We start from the raw sequence: 16748 nt of genomic DNA on the forward strand, positions 1-16748 counted from the left end.
CGACCGCGCGATCTTCAGTCACAGAGTAGTCGAGAGACATGGGTCGCGCGTGGCAACGGCGCGGCTGCCCTCGTATGCGAGCATGGACGGGTGACGGACGGCGCGGAGAAGCACTCAGGACATGACCAGGTTCCGGCGACTCCGGATGCCGCCCACCCGGACGAACCAGCAACTCCGGCGCAGGCGCCATACGGCGAGCCGAGCTCCGGACAGCCGAGCTACCCACAACCGACCTACGGCCAGCCGAGGCCCGGGCAGCAGCCTCCCCAGCCGCAGTACGGCGAGTACGCGCAGGCTCCGTACGGCCAGCCGACGTGGGGCCAGCCCGACTGGCAGCAGCCTGGGATGCAGCAGCCCGTCATCGGCGCCCCCGGCTGGACTCCTCCGCCCAAGCCCGGCATCATCCCGCTGCGACCACTCAGCTTCGGCACCCTGCTCGGTGCGCCCTTCCAGATGCTCAAGCGCAACCCCAAGGCCACCTTCGGCAGTGCACTGCTCATCCAGGGCATCGTGGGCGTTGCCACGATCGCTGCCATCGTCCCGTTCACCCTCTGGATCGTCGGCAGGGTCGACAACGCCTCGGTCGAGGACCAGTCGGAGGTGATCGCGGGCTCTGTCGGCCTCGGCATCCTGGTCGGCGTCGTGCTGTTCGCCGTCTCGCTGCTCGCCTCGGCACTGCTGCAGGGAGTCATCGTGCTCGAGGCCGCCCGAGCCACCCTCGGCGAGAAGCTCACCCTGGGAGCCCTGTGGAAGCGCGTGCTGCCCCGCGTGCTCCCCCTCGTCGGCTGGCTTCTGCTGCTGGGAATCGGCTTCACACTCGCCCTCGCGTTCCTCGTGCTCATCGCCGTGCTGATCTTCGCCCAGGGCGAGGGCTTCCTCGGCCTCGGCATCGCCTACTCGGTCCTGGCAGGCATCGGCCTGCTCGTGCTCTCGGTCTGGATCTACACCAAGACCCTGCTCGTGCCGTGCTCCATCGTGCTCGAGCGACTCGGCATCTTCGCGGCCGTCAGGCGTTCGTGGTTGCTGGTGCGTGGAGCATTCTGGAAGGTGTTCGGCGTGAACCTGCTGGTCGCGGTCATCGTCAACACCATCGCGCAGATCGTCACGGCGCCGCTGTCGATCCTGGTCGGCTTCGGCACCACGGTCCTCGACCCGAACGGGTCAGGCGATCAGGTGGCATTCCTCGTCATCACGAACGGGCTGGTTCTCCTCGTCACCATCGTCATCGGGGCGGTGGCCTCGGTCGTGCAGTCGGGAACCATCGCCTTCCTCTACATCGACCGGCGCATCCGCGCCGAGGCTCTCGACCTCGATCTGCAGCGCGCGGTCGAGGCGCGCGAGTCCGGCACCGAGGCGGCGGACCCGTATCTCCCGGCCGACCGGCTCTCCCCCGCGACAGTATGAGCGGTGGCCTGCAGCAGGCGTTCGACGTCCCCGTCGACCCGAGCGCCGATGAGGCCAGGCGACTGCTGCTCGACGAGCTGTCCCAGCCCGAGTACCAGGCCGCGCGTCCGACCTGGTTCGACCAGCTGTCGCAGGCAGTCCGCGACTGGTTCGTGAGCCTGTTCTCCGGCGGCGGAGACGGAGCCGGTCCCGTGCTTCCGGCCATCCTCCTCGTGCTGGTCGTGGCGGCGCTCGTCAGCGCGCTCCTCATCTACGGCCTGCCCCGCCTCAACCGTCGCGCACGACAGGACGTGAACGCCCTGTTCGGCGACGAGGACGCGCGCAGCGCCGACGACATCCGCCGCGCCTCGGCCGCTGCCGCCGCCGGCTCCGACTTCGCCACGGCCATCGTCGAGCGCTTCAGGGCCATCGCTCGCACGGCATCGGACCGTGCCGCCGTGTCCGTGCACCCGGGCACGACCGCCGACGACTTCGCCAGGCGGGCCGCCCTCGCCTTCCCCGATGCCCGAACACGGCTGGATCGCGCGGCCCGCGTCTTCGATGGCGTGCGCTACCTCGGTGCAGCGGGAACCGCAGAGGAGTACGCCCTCCTCGTGGACCTCGACGACGAGGTGCGAGCCGTGCGCCCAGCGGCGGCATCCGTGCAGAGTCCCGTCTCGGCGGAGGCTCCGCGATGACCATGACGGATCCCTCGAAGCAGGCGACTCCGGATGCCGCCTCCGGCGCGGCATCCGTGACCCCGACTGTGCGCCAAGCGGCCCGCCGCGGGGTGTTCTGGGTGGTTCTCGGCATCATCGCCGTCGGCTTCGTGATCGTGACGGCCCTCGTGCGGGGAGACGGCGGGGCAGCCGGCATCCCGCTCGCCGCCGACAGCGCCGGGCTCGCCGGAGGCAAGGCCGTGGTCGAGGTGCTGCGCGACTCCGGGGTCGACGTGGTGCCCGTCGGGTCCCTCGAGGCCGCGCGCGACGCCGGAGGCGTGGGCACCGACGTCACCCTGTTCTTCTCGGACCCCGGCGGATACCTCACCGCTGACCAGCTCGGCGCGATCGTCGGCCTCGCGGACGACATCGTCGTCGCCGATCCGGACTTCGCGACCCTGCAGGCCGTCTCCGCCGGCGCTGTCAGCGCCGGCGGAACCCCCGACGGCGACACCTCGGCGGCCGCGTGCCCGGTTCCCGCCGCGGAGCGAGCCGGAACGGCCACCCTCGGCCAGAAGTCCCTCGCCGTCGATGACGCGACAGCAGACTGGACAGGCTGCTTCGCGAGCGGCGACCGCTCCTGGGCCATGCTGCAGCAGCAGTCCGATGCCGCGACCCTGACACTGCTCGCCGACGGCTCGCAGCTGCGCAACGACACGATCGCAGCGGAGGGCAACGCCGCGCTCGCCCTGTCGCTGCTCGGGCAGCACTCCACCCTGATCTGGTACCAGCCGACCCTCGCAGACGTCGTGGGCGGCGCAGCCCCGACCCTGGGCGAGCTCTCGCCCGACTGGGTCACCCCTGTCGTCGTGCTGCTCGTGCTGGTCGTGGTGGCCGCGGCCGTCTGGCAGGGCCGCCGCTTCGGGTCCCTCGTGGTCGAGAACCTCCCCGTGACGGTGCACGCCGGCGAGACCCGCGAGGGTCGCGCCAGGCTCTACGCCCGCACCTCGTCCAGGCTTCGGGCGGCGGATGCCCTCCGCATCGGCACGATCGGGCGCCTCGCCGCGCGACTCGGGCTGGCGCGCACGGCGTCGGTCGACGAGATCGTCGGGGCTGCCGCATCCGTCACCGGCCTGCGTCTCGGCGACGTGCGCGACGTGCTCGTCGACGCCCGCCCCGATTCCGACCGGGCCCTCGTCGATCTCTCCGGCCGGCTCGTGGACCTCGAGCGGGCCGTGACAACCGCCACCGAGGTCGGCGCCGCAGGCGCTCCGGCATCCGTTCCACCCTCCACAGAAAGAATGGGTTCATGACCGATCCGTCCTCCCCCGTCTCCGACCAGCCCGCGGCGCCGGACCTGCGCCACTCGCTCGCCCGCGTGCGCACAGAGGTGGGCAAGGCCGTGGTCGGCCAGGACGGCGCCGTCACCGGCATGCTCATCGCCCTGCTCGCTCGGGGACACGTGCTCCTCGAGGGCGTGCCCGGCGTGGCGAAGACCCTCCTGGTGCGCAGCCTCAGCACGGCGCTCTCGCTCGACACGCGCCGCGTTCAGTTCACGCCGGACCTGATGCCGGGCGACGTGACGGGCTCGATCGTCTACGACCAGAAGGCCGGGGACTTCGAGTTCCGAGAGGGCCCGGTGTTCACGAACATCCTGCTCGCCGACGAGATCAACCGTACGCCCCCGAAGACCCAGTCGGCCCTGCTCGAGGCCATGGAGGAGCGCCAGGTGAGCGCCGACGGCGTCTCGCGGCCCGTGCCTGAACCCTTCCTGGTCGCGGCGACGCAGAACCCCATCGAGTACGAGGGCACGTACACCCTGCCCGAGGCGCAACTCGACCGCTTCCTGCTCAAGCTGGTGCTCGAGGTGCCGGACCGCGACGTCGAGGTGGAGGTGCTGCGGCGGCACTCGGCCGGATTCGATCCCCGCGACCTCGCCGCAGCAGGCGTCACGCCGGTGCTCGGAGCAGCGGAGCTCGCTGCGGCCCAGCACGCCGTCGCCTCGGTCGGGGTCAGCGCCGACGTGCTGGCGTACGTCGTCGACCTGGCCCGCGCGACCAGGCGCAGCCCGTCAGTGAAGCTCGGCGTGAGCCCGCGCGGGACGACGGCCCTGCTCGCGTCGGCGAAGGCATGGGCCTGGCTCTCGGGCTACGACTCGATCACCCCTGACCACGTGCAGGCGATGGTCGTGCCGGTCTGGCGCCACCGCATCCAGCTGCGACCCGAGGCCGAGCTGGAGGGCGTGGCCATCGACGCCATCCTGGCCTCGATCGTGCAGCAGGTCCAGGTTCCGATCTGATCCATGACTCTCTCAGGTCGCTTCGTCACGCTGCTCGCCCTCGGGGTGCTTCCGATCATCCTGATCGACAGCGCAGCCCCGGGCTCCGCCGCGCTCGTACTCCTCGGGTGGGTTCTCCTGGCGCTCGTGCTCGCCGGCATCGACCTGGCGACGGCAGCGTCGCCGCGCGCGGTCATCATCGCGCGCGATCTGCCGGCCCGCGTGCGGCTCGGTGAGAGCGTGGCCGCCGAGCTGTACCTGACGAATTCCGGCTCGCGGCGCCTGCGTGGCGTCGTCCGTGACGCCTGGCAGCCGTCGGCTGGCGCATCCGTCACCCGCTCGAGAGTCGACATCCCCGCCGGAGAACGGCGGCGGATCACCGTCGTGCTCACGCCGTTCCGCCGCGGGGAACGCCGGGTCGAGACGGTGACGGTGCGCAGCTACGGACCACTCGGCCTCGCTGCTCGCCAGGCGAGCCTCGTGGCACCCGGCCGCATCAGGGTGCTGCCGCCGTTCACGGCCCGCAAGCACCTGCCGTCGAGGCTCGCACGCCTGCGCGAGCTCGACGGGCGAACGGCCGTCATGCTGCGCGGGCAGGGCACGGAGTTCGACAGCCTGCGCGAGTACGTGCGCGGCGACGACGTGCGCTCGATCGACTGGCGCGCCACGGCCCGTCAGGCCGTCTCGGGGGCGGCAGCGCAACGACTCATGGTGCGCACCTGGCGACCGGAACGAGACCGCCGCGTGGTGATCGTCGTCGACTCTGCACGGACAGCGGCAGCCCGCATCGAGAACGAGCCCCGCATCGACACGGCGTTCGAGGCATCGCTGCTGCTCGGCGCCCTGGCCTCCCATGCCGGCGACAGGGTCGACTTCGTCGCCTGGGACCGTCGCGTGCGTGGCCGCGTGCAGCGGGCGGCGGGCGCCGAGCTGCTCTCGCGCATGGTCGACTCGATGGCGCTCATCGAGCCCGAGTTGATCGAGGCCGACTGGGCCGGTGTTCCCGCGCTCGTGCGCGGGATCACGAACCGGCACGCCCTCGTGGTGCTGCTGACCTCGATCGACGGCCCCGGCGCGTCCGGGGCCCTGCTGGCCATGCTGCCGCAGCTCACCCGTCGGCACACGGTGCTGGTGGCATCCGTCACCGACCCTGCGACGCTGGCTGCGGTGTCGGACCGCGACGACCTCGAGGCCGTGTACAGGGCCGCGGCAGCCGAGCGCGCCCTGCTCGACGTCGCCAGGGTCTCCGCGGCCATCCGGCGCCTGGGCGGCGAGGTCGTCACGGGAGCGCCGGCCGAACTGCCACCGGCGCTGGCCGATCGCTACATCGCCCTGAAGGCGGCCGGACGGCTGTAGCCCGTCCCGGCCCTGCCCGCGGATGCCGGAACGTCGGCGAGTCTTATTTTTAGTCGTTCACGATAACTGTTAGGGTGGACGGATGCGATCGAGTGCGGAACACGAGATCCACCGGGCCGGTCTTCGCGTCACGGCGGGTCGTCTCGCGCTGCTCGAAGCCCTCGACAGGTTCCCGCACAGCGACGCGGCCACGCTGCAGCGACACCTCGTCGAAACCGATGCGAGCAGCTCCATCCAGTCGGTGCACAACATCCTCGCCGACCTCACCGCGGCCGGCCTGCTGCGCAGGATCGAGCCGGCCGGATCGGCCGCGCGCTACGAGCGTCGCGTCGGCGACAACCACCACCACATCGTCTGCACGTCGTGCGGCGCCGTGGCGGACGTCGAGTGCGTCGTCGGCCATGCGCCCTGCATCGCTCCCTCCGACACAGCGGGCTTCACGCTCGCGACAGCGGAAGTGACCTTCTGGGGCCTCTGCGCCCCCTGCCAGAAAATGCACGTAGTACCCATAAAGGAGATCCATGACTGACAGCCAGTACACGACGAGCCAGACCGGTTCCGCGATACCCAGCGACGCCCACTCCCTCACCGCCGGCGCCGACGGCGTCACCGCGCTGCACGACCGCTACCTCGTCGAGAAGCTGGCTCAGTTCGCACGCGAGCGCATCCCCGAGCGTGTCGTGCACGCCAAGGGCGGCGGGGCCCACGGAGACTTCGTCGTGACGGGCGATGTGTCGGCCTTCACCCGCGCGGCCGTGTTCCAGCCCGGCGCATCGACTCCCACGCTCACGCGCTTCTCCTCCGTCGCAGGCGAGCAGGGCTCGCCGGACACCTGGCGAGACGTGCGCGGCTTCTCGGTGAAGTTCTACACCTCCGAGGGCAACTACGACATCGTCGGAAACAACACGCCCGTCTTCTTCATCCGCGACGGAATCAAGTTCCCCGACTTCATCCACTCTCAGAAGCGGCTCCCCGGTTCCGGGCTCCGCGACCCTGACATGCAGTGGGACTTCTGGACCCTCTCCCCCGAGTCCGCCCACCAGGTCACCTACCTCATGGGCGACCGCGGACTCCCGCGTTCGTGGCGCGAGATGCCCGGCTTCGGATCGCACACCTACCAGTGGATCAACGCGGCGGGCGAGCGCTTCTGGGTGAAGTACCACTTCACCTCGAATCAGGGCAACATCGAGATGGGGGGCGCCGAGGCACAGGACATCGCCGGCGCCGACGCCGACTACTACCGCCGCGACCTCTACGAGGCCATCGAAGCGGGAGACTTCCCCTCGTGGGACCTCCACGTGCAGATCATGCCGTACGCGGACGCCAAGACCTACCGCTTCAACCCGTTCGACCTCACCAAGGTCTGGCCGCACGCGGACTACCCGCTCGTCAAGGTCGGCACGCAGACGCTGAACCGCAACCCGGAGAACTTCTTCGCCGAGATCGAACAGGCGGCTTTCTCGCCCGCCAACACGGTTCCCGGCATCGACATCAGCCCCGACAAGATGCTGATGGCGCGTGTGTTCTCCTACCCTGACGCGCAACGCTATCGCGTGGGCACGAACTACAACGAGATTCCGGTCAATGCTCCGAAGTCGCCCGTGCACAACTACTCGCAGGACGGTGCGGCCCGCCATGGTTTCAAGCCCGCAACCGCCCCCGTCTATGCTCCCAACTCCTTCGGCGGCCCCGTGGCCGACCCCGCGATCGCGGGAGCCGGCAGCTGGGAGTCTGACGGCGAACTGATCCGCACTGCAGCGACGCTGCACGCCGAGGACAGCGATTTCGGTCAAGCTGGAACGCTGTACAGGGACGTCTTCGACGATGCGGCCAAGGCACGCTTCCTGGAGACCATCACCGGAGCCGTCGGCGGTACGACCGTGCCAGAGATCCGCGAGCGCGCCATCCAGTACTGGACGAACGTCGATGCTGTGCTGGGGGCCGCGCTGCGCGCCAACCTCGCGACGCCGATGGAGACGGCGAACGAGGCCGCCGAGTACGTGGGCGTCGGAGAGTAGCCACCCATCGCGGACGTCGAAGCCGCCGCGCTCATTCGCGCGGCGGCTTCGACGGTCTCACGCTGCGATGATGCGCCGGGACCCGGCCTCGTATTCGCCGAGGTCACCGGTCTCCCCCGCTCGCGACGCTCGCCCGCCGAGGACGAGCATGTAGGCGTAGAACGCTGCGGCCGCCGCGATGCCGATCGAGATCTTCACGGCCCACGGCCAGGGGGCCGGCGTCACGAAGCCCTCGATGATGCCCGAGATGAACAGCCAGATCGCCAGGCCGATGGCTACCGTGAACAGGGCCCTCGCGTCCTCGGCGAGCGCCTGACCGCGCGTGCGTGCGCCCGGCGCGATCCACGCCCAGAAGATGCGCAGGCCCGCGGCACCGGCCACGAAGACGCACGTGAGTTCGAGAAGGCCGTGCGGCAGGATGTACTCGAAGAACACGTCGCCCTTGTCGTAGGAGAACATGATGGCCGCCGAGACGCCCACGTTCTGGGCGTTCCCGAGCAGCGCGTAGGGCACGAAGACGCCGGTGATGCCGAGCGCGATGCACTGGGCGGCGATCCAGGCGTTGTTCGTCCACACCATGCCGGCGAACGAGGCCGCCGGGTTCTCGGAGTAGTAGTCGACGAAGTCGCCGTCGGCCAGCGCCTGTCGTTGGGCGTCGGTTCCGTATGACGCGAGGACCTGCGGGTCGGCCAGCGCCCAGACCGCGTACAAGGTGGAGACGAGCACTGTGGCGAGGATGACGCCGAGGGTGATCCAGCGCAGCCTGTAGAGCGCGGCAGGAAGCTGGACGATGAAGAAGTGCGGCAGCATCGCGAGGGCGTTGCCGCTCGCCCCGGTGAAGCGCAGCCGGGCGCGCGACAACGTCACGGAGAGCCTGTCACCGGGGATCGTCGACCCCGACGCCGTGCTGAGCACCGAGAGCTGGGTCGCGCCGGCCTGATAGCCCGCGATGAGCTCGTCGGCTTCCTCGCCGGAGAGCCGCCGCCTGCGGGCCAGCTCGGACAACCTGTCCCACTCCGCGCCGTGGGCGGTCGAATATGCGTCGAGATCCATCTGATTAGATGATCGCATGGCAGACCCCGTCGTGCAGCGCACCGCGTCGAACGATCGTGGGGAATCCGGTCTCGTCACCGGAGAGGCCGTCGCACTCGACGTTCGACCGGCGAGTGTCATCCTGCGGGGAGCCGGCACCGCGATCGATGCCGTCGTCTACGTCGGCCTGCTGCTCGGAGTCGCCTGGCTCGTCGTGCAGTACGGCTCCGCCGGGATCGATCAGGCGGCGCTGCGGGCACTCGGCATCGTCGGTCTGGTGCTGTTCCTTCTCGTCATCCCCATGGTCGTCGAGATGGCGACTCACGGCCGGTCACTCGGACGGCTCGCCATCGGCGCCCGCGTCGTGCGCGACGACGGCGGTGCGATCGCGCTCCGCCACTCCTTCGTGCGTGCGCTCACCGGCGTCATCGAGATCTACCTGACCTTCGGCGCGGTCGCCGCCATGACCGGCCTGCTCAACGAGCGTTCGAAGCGCCTCGGGGATCTGCTCGCAGGAACCCACAGCCAGATCGAACGCGTGCCGCGCTACGTGCCCCCTCGCCAGGGCATGCCGCCCATGCTCACCCAGTGGGCCCTGGTGGCCGACGTCGCCCGCCTGCCCGAGCCGCTGTCCCGCCGCATCGCGCAGTTCCTGTCGCAGGTCGACGCTCTGGTGCCGGCTACCCGCGCACGCACGGCGGAGCAGTTGGCGCGCGAGGCATCCGCCTATGTGTCACCGCTGCCCGAGGTGGCCGCCGAGACCTTCCTCTGGGGCGTCGCGGCGCTGCGTCGGGAACGCGAGGCCACGGCGCTGCGCCTCGAGCAGCAACGCCTCGACGCCCTGGAACCGGTGCTCGCGGGCCTGCCGCACGGCTTCCCGGAGCGCTGAGGCTCCTGCCGCTCGAGCGATCGGCTCGCCGAGGACCGGGCTACGCCCGCGGTCGAAGCGCGCCTGCGATGGCGCTCCGACCGCGACGGCGTCGGGACTCAGCGGACGGTGGACCGCTCAGTAGCGGTAGTGATCCACCTTGTACGGCCCATCGACGGGCACGCCGATGTAGCCGGCCTGCTCGGGGGTCAGCTCGGTGAGCTCGACGCCGAGAGCGTCGAGGTGCAGGCGGGCGACCTTCTCGTCGAGGTGCTTCGGCAGCACGTAGACGCCGATCGGGTACTCCTCCGGGCGGACCCAGAGCTCGATCTGAGCGAGCACCTGGTTCGTGAACGAGTTGCTCATCACGAAGGACGGGTGTCCCGTCGCGTTGCCGAGGTTCATCAGGCGTCCCTCGGAGAGGACGAGGATCGACCGACCCGTCGGCAGGCGCCACTCGTGCACCTGCGGCTTGATCTCGATCCTCTCGGCGTCGGCGAGCGACTCGAGGCCGGCCATGTCGATCTCGTTGTCGAAGTGGCCGACGTTGGAGACGATGGCGAGGTGCTTCATCGCGAGCATGTGCTCGAGGGTGATCACGTTCATGTTGCCCGTGCCCGAGACGAAGATGTCGACCTCCCCGACGACGGACTCGATGCGCGAGACCTGGTATCCGTCCATCGCGGCCTGCAGGGCGCAGATCGGGTCGACCTCGGTGACGATCACGCGGGCGCCTTGGCCGCGCAGAGCCTCGGCAGCACCCTTTCCGACGTCTCCATAGCCGGCGACGAGGGCGACCTTGCCGCCCATGAGTACGTCCGTGGCACGGTTCAGGCCGTCCGGGAGCGAGTGACGGATGCCGTACTTGTTGTCGAACTTGCTCTTGGTGACCGAGTCGTTCACGTTGATGGCCGGGAACAGCAGCTGGCCGGCGGAGTGCAGCTCGTACAGGCGGTGCACGCCGGTGGTGGTCTCCTCGGTCACTCCCTGCAGCTCGGCTGCGATGCGGGTGAATCTGTCGGAGGGGAGCCCGAGCGAGGTGCGCAGGGTGTCGAGCACGACACGGTACTCGTGGTTGTCGGCATCCGTCGCCGCGGGAACAGCACCGGCCTTCTCGAACTCGAGCCCCTTGTGCACGAGCATGGTGGCGTCACCACCGTCGTCGAGGATGAGGTTCGGTCCGACCCAGTCGGCACCGGCCTCGGCGGCCTCGGCGCTCCAGTCGAAGATGCGATCGGTGCACCACCAGTACTCCTCGAGGCTCTCGCCCTTCCAGGCGAAGACCGGAACGCCGGCCGGGGCATCCGGGGTTCCCGTCGGTCCGACGGCGATCGCGGCAGCGGCCTCGTCCTGGGTCGAGAAGATGTTGCAGCTCGCCCAGCGCACCTGGGCACCGAGAGCGGTCAGCGTCTCGATCAGAACGGCGGTCTGGACCGTCATGTGCAGTGAGCCTGCGATGCGGGCGCCGGCGAGAGGCTGCGTCGCGCCGAACTCCTCGCGAAGGGCCATGAGGCCGGGCATCTCGTTCTCGGCGAGACGCAGCTGGTGACGGCCGGCTTCGGCGAGGCCGAGGTCACGGACCTTGAACGGGAGTGCGGTGGCAGTGGAGGTCATGAGAGACATTCTGTCATTCACGGCGCTCGGATGCCGCTCCAGTTCGCGCGGGGCGAGCTGAGCTCGTCACGGCGGGGTTCAGGCGCCGTATCCAGCCTCGCCGAGCACGGCGTGCCTGATGACCTGCCAGCCCTGCGGCGCGGAGAGGCGCTCGGCATGGCGAACGCAGAGGTCGTAGCTGTGCGGCTCGTGGCTCATCGAGAGGGGGCCGAGCACGGCCATCGAGTCGGCATACACGTAGGTGAGCGTTGCCACCGCGTCCGCGGTGCACGCCACCCGCGAGCAGGATCTGTTCATGTCACCATCAGATTACCCGCGCGCCCGCGCGAACTAGGATGGCGACATGCCCCGATCACGACGCACACCGCGCACGGCGCCCTCGGCGCGGCGGGGCATCATCGACCGCCACGGTCGGGGTCTGCGCTCGGCGGTGACCGGGCCGTACCTGCCGATGATCCGCGGCCGCATCGACCTGTTCGAGTCGACTGTCGCATCGACCGCCGAGTACCTCCGCGGCATCTGGCCGGAGCTCGACGACGTGAGATTCGAGATCGCGGCCGCCCCGGCCGAGGCTCTGCACGGCGATCACGTCGACCGGTGGCACGTGAACCTCGAGGAGCGCCGGGTGGTGCTCTACCGCATCCCCATCCAACGGATGGCGAAGCTGCACCGGAACGACGACCTGCACCAGCGCATGATGGTCGAGAGCTGCGTGTTCAGGGCGGTAGCCGACCTCATCGGCAAGGATCCCTGGGATCTGGATCCCGACCGCTACCGCGGCCTCTGATGCCAGCCCGACGCTGAAAGCTCCCACAGCGCCCGCAGGACAGGACCCCGTGCGAGGCGGTCTCAGCGCGTGTAGACGGTCACCGGCGCCGCGAGGCCGCCGACGGGGTTGACGGCGAACGATGCCAGGCGCGTCGAGGCCTCGTAACCGATCGAGGCTACGATCCCTGCGGCATCGCTGATCTCGTAGCCTGCGCCGGCGTCGATCCCGAAGGACAGGGCCGTCGCGGCCGGCAGGTCGAGCTCCCGCGTCGTGCCGCGCGTCGAGGTGAGCACGACCGTCGCGTCCTCTCCGCTCGGATTCCAGGCGTGCAGCACCGGTGAGGCGCCGGCTGCCGCCGCGACGAGGGTGGGCTCGTCGGTGAGCGGTGACGACGCTGTGAACCACCCGAAGTCTCGACCGCTGTTCCCGCTGACGGCGGAGCGGGCCGCTGCCACGACGGGCTGGTCGGCTTCGACGCGGACGGTGTAGGCACCGGAGCCGAGCTCGGTCAGCGGAGCCTCGACACTCACGCCGGGCTCGAGGTCGACCGTGAACGAGGTGCCGGGCGTGCCCTCCTCCCCCACGACGCTGACTGTCGCCTGCGTGCCGGTGTCACCGGGGACGAGCAGGCGCAGGCCGGGCTGCTCGTCGGAGTAGCCCTCCTCGGCTCCTGGCTGGGCGGCGGGATCTGCTGCGGTCGACGACGAGACCGTCAGGCCCGCGATGAGGGCCGTGGTGTCAGGGTCGGCCGTGGGTCCCACGATGTCGACACCGCCGGGCTCGAGGCCACGCACCGTGCTCTGCTGCAGGGATGCCGCCACCTCGCCACCGCTGGCCGTGACGTGCACGACAGGGGATGTGACATCGGGCGCGAGACCGGCGAGCGACACGACGCGCTGCGACTTCGGCTGAACGAGGATGCCCGTCGACCCCGGCGCATCGATCGGGCCGGACTCTCCGTAGACGGCGAGGTCGACAGTGGCGAGGACGCTCGACGGGTTCGTCAGCAGGACGAGGGTGGTGCGGCCGATCTCGGTGGAACCGCCCACGAGCCAGGCGTCGGGAACCGCCTCGGTGCACGCTGCGACGGCGAGGCCGGACTGGGTGTCTGTCGAGGCGACCTGCGCCTGGCTGGCCGCGACCAGGGGCGGCTCGGCCGCATCCGCAGCGGCGGGCACCGTCACCAGCGTCGGTCCACCATCGGAGTCGGCGGCGGCGTTGTCCGGCGCGTCCAGGCCGGTTTCCTCGGGAGCGGGCTCGCCGGATGCCGCAGCAGCAGTGACGCTCGCGCTGCCGATGGACGAGGCCGCCGTCGCCTGGGTCGCATCCTCCGCCAGGGCGAGGATAGGGCCGGGGCAGACGCGTTGGGCGTCGGTCGGGACCGGCACGACCTTCTGGGCGACCGGCGTGACCGAATAGCTGGGCCATGGCACCAGGACGGCAGCCGTCACGGCTCCCACGGCGATGGCGATCCCGGCGAGGCCGGCTATCGAACGGCCGCCGACCACGGCGAGCCTGCGCTTACTCGACATCGCGCTTCTCCTCGGTCGATTCCGTCGGTTCGGTCAGGTCGGACGGTTCTGGATCGGAGTCCGATCGTGCCTCCGCCTCGGGATCGGGCACCGGATCCGGCTCGGCATCGCCCTCCACAGCACCGCTGTCGGCTGGCGACGCTGTCGTACCGTCGGTCCCCGACGTCGCCGCATCGGCGTCGGCTTCACCGGCTTCGACAGCTTCGGCTGCCGCTCCCGCATCTCCCGTCGACTCCTCGGTCACGCCGTCCTCCGGGAGATCCTCGTCGGCGATCACGACCCCCGCGGCGGCCCGACGGGGCGAACGGCCGGCACGCCGCTCGCGACGCTCCCTGGCCGCGCGGCGCCGTGCCGATTCCGGCGGGAGTTCACGGCCGACACCTGTGGGGATGGAGAGCAGCAGTGTGGCCCCGAACACGACGGCGGCGACGATCAGGGATGCCGTTCCGATCCACCCGCCGGCGTTCGCGGGGACAGCGGCCGACGCAGCGCCGTCCTCGTTGGTGTCGACACGCCAGAGCATGCCGTAGTCGGTACGCCCGACGGGGACGAGGGTGGAGTTGCCGTCCAGGGCTGCGGTGGCGCGACGGGTCACCTGCACGGCGGCGGCAGACGGCGCAGCGCCATCGGCGCGCACGGCAGGCTCGAGCAGCACGAAGCGGATGCGGTTGGCGTCGAGCGCGGCGGCGGCGTCGAACGCGCTGCGCGACGTCAGGTTGCCGGCGATCGTGGCGATCTCCTTCTGCGCAGCACTCACCTCCCGATCCGTCGACGCGAGGACCGACTGGTCGTCGAGGGTCGTTCCAGAACCACGCTGGAGGTCGGCGAGGATGCCGCCGTCCGGCTGCGGCACGATGGCCAGCGTTCCCGCACGGGGGTCGCCCGCCGACTCTGCCGACACGAATGCCGGCAGGATGCGATTCGACGTCGCGTCGACGGCCGACTGCCCGAGCGGAACAGCGAGGGCGAGCGGAGCCGCGACGGCCACGAAGCACGCGGCAGCCACGATCGCCGGAATGATCGAGTAGCGCGGAATCGCGTTGAGGCCGATGGTGACCGCTCCGACGATGCCGAGCCAGTACAGGCTGAGACCCGTTCCCGCCCACACGGGCACGAGCTGCGAACCCGTCGTGGCCACGACGATGAGAGTGGCGGCGAGGGCCGTGGCGAAGCCGAGCAGCGAGACTCCGAGTGCGAAGGCCGCACTGCGGAAGCCGGGCAGGAACAGGGCGAGCAGGCCGAGCACGGCCAGGGGCGCGAGAAGGATCGGAACCACGACCTGGGGCAGCAGGCCGTCGATCGGGATCAGGCCGAGAGCCTGGTCCCAGCCGCCGAATCCACCGCCGGGGAAGCCGAGCAGGAGTTGCCAGACCGATGCCGGCGTGCCTGCCAGCGGCACCCCGGGGTCGGCCACCAGGGCGATCCAGTTCGCACGCAACGCCTGGTCGAACACCAGCGGGGCGAGGAGGGCTACGGCCGGGATCGGGATGCCGATGATGCGGAAGAAGCCGCGCCCGCTGATCACGAGCAGCACGAGCCAGATGACGAGCAGCGCCGGGGTCAGGGATGGGGCGCAGGCCACGATCGCCGCGAACAGCAGGGCCGTTGTGGCGGATGCCGACCAGGATCTGGCCGCGGCGAAGCCTGCGAACACGAGCCACGGCAGCAGGAGGTGGGTGAGTACGGCGGCCGGGCGACCATCGGCGATGGCAGTCATGAAGGTCGGCGCCAGCATCCAGAGCACCGCGGCGATGGCCCGGAGGCCTCCGCGGTCGGTGAGACGGGTGGCGGCGAACCAGGCGCCGAGGGCCGCGAGCGGCACGGCTGCCACCCAGAGCGCGAGCATGGCGGCCGACGGAGACCAGAAGGCGAGCGACCCGAGCACCGCGAGCACGGCGGCGAACGGGTCGGCAGCTCCGACGAAGCCGGGTCCCAGGTCACGCCATCCGTAGCCGATGTTCTGCCAGAGCTCGGCCGGAGTCGAGCTCAACGGCAGCAGGCCGCCTCCGCCGACGGCGGCAGACCCCACGAGCGGAGCGGCGACGACGAGGCCGACCACGACGGCGGCGAGCACGGTCCAGGCGCCGCCCGAAGTGAGGAAGCCGATCTCGTGCCTGGCTCCGCGGGCCCTCGCGATGCGGGCCTCCCTGGCGAGGGCACGGCGACGGCGCATCTCGGCCGGCGTGACTCGCAGCGACCCCAGGACCGACCAGGGATTACTGCGGGTGCGCGCGATATTGCGGCGGGCCGCCGTCGTTCTGATGCCCGAGAACGCCGCTGTGAACGCCGCTGCGAACTCTCCGCCGATCCGTCCGGGCTGCTTGCCGAGCAGCGCGATGATCGAGCGCAGGATGGCCAGTGGCACGAGCGAGAGCCAGTGCACGGGGACGAGCACCGCTGGCGCGTAGGCCAGTCGTCTGTGCAACTGCGCCGTGCGCTGCTGACGGGCGCGACGTCGACGGATGCGGCCCTTGTGCGAGGTGTTGGCCCCGGCGACGCCGTCACCGGCCGTAGCGACCCGCGCTGCCGGCGCGACGGACACCCTGTGCCCGGCCAGACGGGCGCGCACGCAGAAATCGAGAGCGTCGTCGACGACGGGCAGCCCCGGGTCGAACCCTCCGAGGGTCTCCCAGACGGTGTGGCGCACGAGCATGCCGCTGGCCACGACGGCGAGCACGTCGCTCAGCACGTCGCGCTGTCCCTGGTCGAGTTCGTCGGAGACGAGGGCGACGGTCGCTCCCTGCGTCGTCAGTGATTCGCCGAGCGAGCGGATGAATTCGCCGCGCTCCCAGTCGAGCAGCTTCGGACCGGCGATGGCGACGGAAGGAGCGGTCTCGAGCGCCGCGACGAGCTCGGCCAGCGCCGTCGGCTCAGGCGCCGTGTCCTGGGCGATCAGCCAGAGGAGCTCGTTCGGGGCCGTGGGCGGGGTGGTCACGCGCACGGCGGTGGCGATCGCCCCGCCGAAGGTGAGGTCGGAGTCTGCGGCGATCAGGTGCGTCGGGCCGAACTCGGCCAGCAGTGCGCCTGTGTCGTCCGTCGACCCGCAGTCGACGGCGATGATGGCGTCGGGGGCCATGGTCTGGGCGGCGAGAGCCTCGAGAGTCCGCGGAAGGTGCTCCGCGCCGTTTCGGGCGACGATGATGGCGGTGACTCTGGGTGACATATCGGGGAAAGCCTAAGTTGCCCTCGCCGACTCGCACGGAGTGCCGCCGGGCGTGGCCGATATCCGATCGACCGGA

The 16748-nt window shown here is 70.5% G+C and carries 14 protein-coding genes; 9 read left to right on the forward strand and 5 right to left on the reverse strand.

The window, feature by feature from the left end; all coding sequences use genetic code 11:
• The first annotated feature begins 90 nt into the window (after positions 1 to 90).
• The 7 genes from AADV74_RS08195 (at position 91) to AADV74_RS08225 (ending at position 7694) form a co-directional block, all read left to right on the forward strand.
• On the forward strand, positions 91 to 1404 hold the full coding sequence (locus AADV74_RS08195; RefSeq protein WP_342112958.1) for a hypothetical protein: 1314 nt from the start codon (positions 91 to 93) through the stop codon (positions 1402 to 1404).
• On the forward strand, positions 1401 to 2081 hold the full coding sequence (locus AADV74_RS08200; protein WP_342112959.1) for a DUF4129 domain-containing protein: 681 nt from the start codon (positions 1401 to 1403) through the stop codon (positions 2079 to 2081). The genes AADV74_RS08195 and AADV74_RS08200 overlap by 4 nt, the downstream gene beginning before the upstream one ends.
• Positions 2078 to 3355 (forward strand): DUF4350 domain-containing protein, encoded by a 1278-nt coding sequence (locus tag AADV74_RS08205; protein ID WP_342112960.1) that lies wholly within the window; start codon positions 2078 to 2080, stop codon positions 3353 to 3355. The genes AADV74_RS08200 and AADV74_RS08205 overlap by 4 nt, the downstream gene beginning before the upstream one ends.
• On the forward strand, positions 3352 to 4341 hold the full coding sequence (locus AADV74_RS08210) for an AAA family ATPase (RefSeq protein WP_342112961.1): 990 nt from the start codon (positions 3352 to 3354) through the stop codon (positions 4339 to 4341). Before AADV74_RS08205 ends, AADV74_RS08210 begins: the two co-directional genes overlap by 4 nt.
• Positions 4342 to 4344: 3 nt before the next feature.
• Entirely contained in the window at positions 4345 to 5676 is a 1332-nt protein-coding gene (locus AADV74_RS08215) for a DUF58 domain-containing protein (protein ID WP_342112962.1), read from the forward strand.
• Positions 5677 to 5758: 82 nt separating this feature from the next.
• Positions 5759 to 6205 carry a Fur family transcriptional regulator gene (locus tag AADV74_RS08220; protein ID WP_342112963.1) on the forward strand — a complete coding sequence of 149 codons (447 nt, stop codon included), beginning with the start codon at positions 5759 to 5761 and terminating at the stop codon, positions 6203 to 6205.
• Positions 6198 to 7694, forward strand: a complete 1497-nt coding sequence (locus AADV74_RS08225; protein WP_342112964.1) for a catalase — start codon at positions 6198 to 6200, stop codon at positions 7692 to 7694. Before AADV74_RS08220 ends, AADV74_RS08225 begins: the two co-directional genes overlap by 8 nt.
• Positions 7695 to 7751: 57 nt before the next feature.
• Here the strand turns inward: AADV74_RS08225 and AADV74_RS08230 are convergent, their stop codons facing one another.
• Positions 7752 to 8747 (reverse strand): stage II sporulation protein M, encoded by a 996-nt coding sequence (locus AADV74_RS08230; protein ID WP_342112966.1) that lies wholly within the window; start codon positions 8745 to 8747, stop codon positions 7752 to 7754.
• A 16-nt stretch (positions 8748 to 8763) separates the two neighbouring features.
• Between AADV74_RS08230 and AADV74_RS08235 the strand changes: the two genes are divergently transcribed.
• A complete protein-coding gene (locus tag AADV74_RS08235) occupies positions 8764 to 9615 on the forward strand; it encodes an RDD family protein (protein WP_342112967.1) in 852 nt (283 codons plus the stop codon).
• A 117-nt stretch (positions 9616 to 9732) separates the two neighbouring features.
• Here the strand turns inward: AADV74_RS08235 and ahcY are convergent, their stop codons facing one another.
• Both ahcY and AADV74_RS08245 read right to left on the reverse strand, forming a co-directional pair.
• On the reverse strand, positions 9733 to 11208 hold the full coding sequence (gene ahcY, locus AADV74_RS08240; protein ID WP_425287265.1) for an adenosylhomocysteinase: 1476 nt from the start codon (positions 11206 to 11208) through the stop codon (positions 9733 to 9735).
• Positions 11209 to 11286: 78 nt separating this feature from the next.
• Positions 11287 to 11505 (reverse strand): DUF3499 family protein, encoded by a 219-nt coding sequence (locus AADV74_RS08245; protein ID WP_342112969.1) that lies wholly within the window; start codon positions 11503 to 11505, stop codon positions 11287 to 11289.
• Between the two features lie 46 nt (positions 11506 to 11551).
• On the opposite strand from AADV74_RS08245, the gene AADV74_RS08250 reads away from it, so the two are divergent.
• Positions 11552 to 11995, forward strand: coding sequence for a metallopeptidase family protein (locus AADV74_RS08250; protein ID WP_056164491.1), 444 nt, complete (start codon positions 11552 to 11554; stop codon positions 11993 to 11995).
• Between the two features lie 62 nt (positions 11996 to 12057).
• Here the strand turns inward: AADV74_RS08250 and AADV74_RS08255 are convergent, their stop codons facing one another.
• Positions 12058 to 13509, reverse strand: coding sequence for a DUF5719 family protein (locus tag AADV74_RS08255; RefSeq protein ID WP_342112971.1), 1452 nt, complete (start codon positions 13507 to 13509; stop codon positions 12058 to 12060).
• Entirely contained in the window at positions 13499 to 16672 is a 3174-nt protein-coding gene (locus tag AADV74_RS08260; protein WP_342112972.1) for a glycosyltransferase, read from the reverse strand. The genes AADV74_RS08255 and AADV74_RS08260 overlap by 11 nt, the downstream gene beginning before the upstream one ends.
• Between the last annotated feature and the right edge of the window lie 76 nt (positions 16673 to 16748).

The organism is Leifsonia stereocauli (genome assembly GCF_038432415.1).
GTDB lineage: Bacteria > Actinomycetota > Actinomycetes > Actinomycetales > Microbacteriaceae > Orlajensenia > Orlajensenia stereocauli.